The 4,316-nt window shown below is 53.5% G+C and carries 5 protein-coding genes; 3 read left to right on the top strand and 2 right to left on the bottom strand.

Features of this window, described 5'->3' with window-relative positions:
• Positions 1-394: 394 nt before the first annotated feature.
• Genes QNK41_RS03790 through QNK41_RS03780 form a run of 3 tightly spaced genes read left to right on the top strand, consistent with a single transcriptional unit; the run spans position 395 to position 2,377 of the window.
• Positions 395-739 carry a hypothetical protein gene (locus QNK41_RS03790; RefSeq protein ID WP_319253911.1) on the top strand — a complete coding sequence of 115 codons (345 nt, stop codon included), beginning with the start codon at positions 395-397 and terminating at the stop codon, positions 737-739.
• 28 nt (positions 740-767) lie between these two features.
• Positions 768-950: a hypothetical protein gene (locus QNK41_RS03785; protein WP_319253909.1), complete on the top strand. Its 183-nt coding sequence runs from the start codon at positions 768-770 to the stop codon at positions 948-950.
• Between the two features lie 47 nt (positions 951-997).
• Positions 998-2,377 (top strand): DEAD/DEAH box helicase, encoded by a 1,380-nt coding sequence (locus tag QNK41_RS03780; RefSeq protein WP_319253907.1) that lies wholly within the window; start codon positions 998-1,000, stop codon positions 2,375-2,377.
• Between the two features lie 357 nt (positions 2,378-2,734).
• On the opposite strand, the gene QNK41_RS03775 is transcribed toward QNK41_RS03780, so the two are convergent.
• Together QNK41_RS03775 and QNK41_RS03770 are read right to left on the bottom strand one after the other, a co-directional pair.
• Complete coding sequence (locus QNK41_RS03775) at positions 2,735-3,313, bottom strand: peptidylprolyl isomerase (protein ID WP_319253905.1); 579 nt, start codon at positions 3,311-3,313, stop codon at positions 2,735-2,737.
• A 30-nt stretch (positions 3,314-3,343) separates the two neighbouring features.
• The gene (locus QNK41_RS03770) at positions 3,344-4,279 is read right to left on the bottom strand and encodes a radical SAM protein (protein WP_319253903.1); all 936 of its coding nucleotides are present in this window, start codon (positions 4,277-4,279) and stop codon (positions 3,344-3,346) included.
• Positions 4,280-4,316 lie beyond the last annotated feature (37 nt).

The raw sequence follows: 4,316 nt of genomic DNA, 5'->3' as shown, positions 1-4,316 counted from the left end.
TGCGGTTATGTCGGACCCAGCTCGTCCCAATTCACCTGGTTTGCCGGCTACGTGTGGCGCATTGCCGTATGCGCCAATTGCCATGTTCACCTTGGATGGCGCTTCTCGACAGCTGCGGGCCATTTTTTTCACGGGTTGATCTCCAATCGACTCACCGTCAGGGATGGTTGACGGATGGACCACACACTTGTGCCGGTATTTTTGTTTCAACACCACCGAGTGTGTTTTCACGTGAAACGTTTCGCATGAGATTTCATAGGCTTATTCTCAGTCGGAACTTGAATGTCATTTATGTTTTTGACAGATGGCCGGCGGTCGCCTATAGTAAAAGTGTTTTATTCTCTGGATATCCAACGCTGATAGATGATGAATTTACCAATTAAAAAGGAGAGGCGTGGCGATGAAACTCCGCGATATTTCGGACTGTTGTGTTCATTTGGATGTTCATGAAAAACGGTGCGACCGTGAGGACCTTTTTGAACTGGTATTTTTTCAAAGTGATCTGGCGGAGTGGGAGCGAATTTTGTCCGCTTTCCTTGAAAAACCGGTGAAGCCCAGTGGCAAGTCTCCGACGCCAAAGGATCTGGAGGTCACCGAGGGGACCGGCAGTATTCGTATCGAACAGACCCTTTTCGAAAAAAGTTTTGAGAACGGTGTGATTATCGCCAAATTCTGGCCGTGGAAAGACGGTCGCCATATCACGTTGAGAATGGCGTTGCTTCCCGGCGCATCCGCTTGATTTCACCCACAGGAGTATTTTTCCGGACATGGCCATCCTTAAAGCAATCCCAATTCTCGTCGCTGCATTTTTTCTTGGCAACTGGTTTCTTTCCGAAGTCAGAAAAGCCAAATCTGCCGGGAAACCATGGTATGCCCCATACCTGACGATTCCGGGCGTGTTGATCATGATTACATTTATGATTCCCGTCTTCCTTCGCTTCTATCAATAGTCCGCTGCGAGCCTGCTTTGTGTGCTTCAAAAACTGAAAATGGTGAATTGAAAATCACCATCACTCATTCCCTGAAGATCAATCACGCCCCTGCCAAGCTGCTGGACATGCTGGTGGAGCGGTTTCAGATGCTCAACCCCAAATGGATTGAGAACGAGCGCATGGGGCGCTGGAACCGGGGAACGAAGAAAATACTTCGCTTTTACCGACGCGCCGGAAAACACGGGATCATCATCCCCCGTGGATATGCCCGCCAGTTGATTCTCCTGCTTAAGCGGGAGAATCTCTCCTATAGCATCGACGATCAGCGCCGGTTGATGCAGGATGTGGAATTTTCCTTCAACGGTTCACTGAAAGACTTCCAATCCGTAGCAGCAGCGGAAATGCTAAAAAAGGATTTTGGTACATTGAGTGCGCCCACGGGAAGTGGAAAAACCGTCGTTGGGCTCTTTTTGATCGCCCAGCGGCGCCAGCCGACAGTGGTGGTGGTGCACACCAAGGATCTTGCCTTTCAGTGGATCCAGCGCATCGAACAGTTTCTGGGTATCCCTGCGGATCAGGTGGGACTGATCGGCGCAGGAAAAAGTAGAATCGGTGAGCGGATTACCGTGGCGCTGGTTCAAACCCTCTACCGATGCACGGATCAAATCGTTCCCCGCACGGGCCATCTCGTCGTGGACGAGTGCCACCGGGCCCCCAGTCGAACCTTCACGGAGGCAGTCACTGCTTTCGACTGCCGCTACATGATAGGCCTTTCCGCCACGCCGTGGCGGCGGGACAAACTTTCCAATCTCATATTCTGGCATTTGGGAGATGTTCACCACGAGGTGGACAAGGGCAAACTGGAGGAAAAAGGCCATATTCTAAAAGCAGATGTGGTTGTTCGAATCACTGCATTCGAACCCTATTTCGACCCGGTCAACGATTACTCCCGCATGTTGTCCGAACTGACCGCCGATGATACGCGCAACCGGCTCATCGCATGGGATGTGGAAAAGGAAGTGCGGGCAGGCAAGGGTGTTTGCCTGGTGCTCTCCGACCGCAAGAAGCACTGTGAAACGCTTCAGGGGATCCTGCGTTACAAGTTAGGCGTTCATTCGGATCTGCTCACCGGCGATCTGAGCGATGACGCGCGAAAAGCCGTGCTGGCGCGTCTCAACAAAGGCCAGGTCAATGTGTTGATCGCCACCGGCCAGTTGATTGGTGAAGGCTTTGACTGTCCGGACCTGTCCACCTTGTTCATGGCCACCCCGATCCGATTCAGTGGCCGGGTGATGCAGTACCTTGGACGGATTTTAAGGCCGGCGCAGGGAAAATCCCGGGCCCGGGTTTATGATTATGTGGACGAGCGGGTGGCACCGCTGGTTGCAGCGGCAAAGGCCCGGCAACGGGTATATGGCGAGGGCTCAGGGGAGATATTCCAATAAAATGAAACAAGCGTGGGATGCAGAAACCGTCGGATTCCACAGCGATGATGGAAAAGCGTTTCCTCCGTGATCTCGAAAAAGGAGGAAAGATCCCCGCAACCGGCCACCGGCTCGCACCATTGACGAAACCGGTTCCCGAGCAGGGAAAAGGGGCGTTTGGTGTTCGGTAAAATCTTCCGCTATCCCGCGCCTGTTTGCCTAGATTGATCGCCGCATCCTTATCTAATTTTCATGCATATGCAGGGATGCTCGGTTGATTGGATCAACCGTTAAGTTGTGCTGGCGGCAGCGAGTGAGGTCCACGTAGAAGAATGAAGTGTACCATCAAACTAAAATAGACCTCAGCCTTTGTCAAGCCTATTGGGTCGTGACCACCGTCGCCTGCTCGATGACCACTGGTGCTTTGGGCACGTCCCCCATTCCCGAACGGGAGGTGGTTGGCACGTTTTCGATTGTCCGCACCACCTCCATTCCCTGCACCACCTTGCCGAATACACAATATCCCCAGCCCTGAGCTGTTTTGCCTCGGTGATCCAGAAATGCGTTGTCTTTCACATTGATGAAGAACTGGGCGCTGGCAGAATGGGGATCCGCCGTGCGGGCCATGGCAATGGTGCCGGTCCGATTGGGTAGACCGTTGTCGGCTTCGTTGACAATCGGGGGTCGTGGGGACTTGCGCTTCATTTCCGCGTCGAATCCACCGCCCTGAATCATGAATCCGGCGATCACCCGGTGAAAAATGGCACCATCGTAATAGCCGTCTTTGACATAGGCCAGAAAGTTATCCACGGTTTTCGGCGCCGCAGCGCTGTTCAATTCCAACACGACATCCCCCTGGCTGGTGGTCAGTTTCACCCGGGGCAGGGCATCGGCCGCCACGGACAGACCCGTGCCCATCCAAAAGACCAGAACCAATATCACTATGTATTTTTTCATATCAACTCCATTGAAATGGTTTAAATGTTACTACCATTGAAACAACCGCCGAGGTTTGTCAAGGCGGGTGATGCCTGCCGCTTTCGCTTCGCGGACAGCCTGATTATATTCTGCCGGGGACAGGGTGACGGCCAGTGCCGGCATCTCTCGGGCCCGGCCGCAGGGGCGATATTGAGACATGACATTGACATAGGTGTTCCGGGACAGTGAATTGGCCAGAAACGCCATAATCTTTGCCGTCCCCGCCAATCCGCCGGGCAGCACCAGATGGCGCACCAGGATGCCCTTGTAAGCCAGTCCACTAACTTTGTCGATGACCAAGTCTCCTACCTGGCGGTGCATTTCGAGCAGCGCGTGCCGGGCCAATTCAGGATAATCGGGTGCATTGCAGGTGTCCCGGGCCACATCGGCATACCAGAATTTAAAGTCCGGCATGTAAATGTCCACGATGCCGTCCAGCAACTGCAAGGTTTCCACGCGATCGTATCCGCTGCAATTATAAACCAGCGGCACGGACAATCCCTGTTGGGCTGCAAGATAAACGGCCTTTAGAATCTGGGGTACCACATGGCTGGGGGTGACCAGATTAATGTTGTGGCAACCGGCTTGTTGAAGTTCCAGCATGATTGTTGCCAACTGATCGTCCGCTACCGCACAGCCTTCTCCCAAGTGGCTGATCTCGTAATTCTGGCAGAAATTGCACTGCAGGCTGCAATGCGAAAAAAAGATCGTTCCCGATCCGTTGCGTCCCACCAGGGGCCTCTCCTCGCCAAAATGGGCGTTATACGAGGCCACCACAGCCCGGCGGCCGGTTTTGCAGGTTCCGGTTTCCCCGGCAGTTCGGTTCACACCGCATCGGCGAGGGCATAAAGTGCAGCAGTCCAATACCGCGATAGCCTTTTTTACCCGGTGTTCAAGGGTTCTGCTTTTCAACGCCTTCAGATATTCAGGGTCAGGCAGCGCCATCTTCGCTTCTCATTACCAGCAGGGTGTCTGTAATGAT

The organism is Desulfosarcina sp., from assembly GCF_033791525.1.
GTDB lineage: Bacteria > Desulfobacterota > Desulfobacteria > Desulfobacterales > Desulfosarcinaceae > Desulfosarcina.
Note: the sequence above shows the minus strand (reverse complement) of the source record. Positions and strands in the feature narration are given on the sequence as shown.

Bases quoted from the DNA above. Each gene is read 5' to 3' on its own strand.
- QNK41_RS03785 (WP_319253909.1), top strand. From the start codon at position 768: ATGGCCATCCTTAAAGCAATCCCAATTCTCGTCGCTGCATTTTTTCTT.
- QNK41_RS03775 (WP_319253905.1), bottom strand. From the start codon at position 3,313: ATGAAAAAATACATAGTGATATTGGTTCTGGTCTTTTGGATGGGCACG.
- QNK41_RS03770 (WP_319253903.1), bottom strand. From the start codon at position 4,279: ATGGCGCTGCCTGACCCTGAATATCTGAAGGCGTTGAAAAGCAGAACC.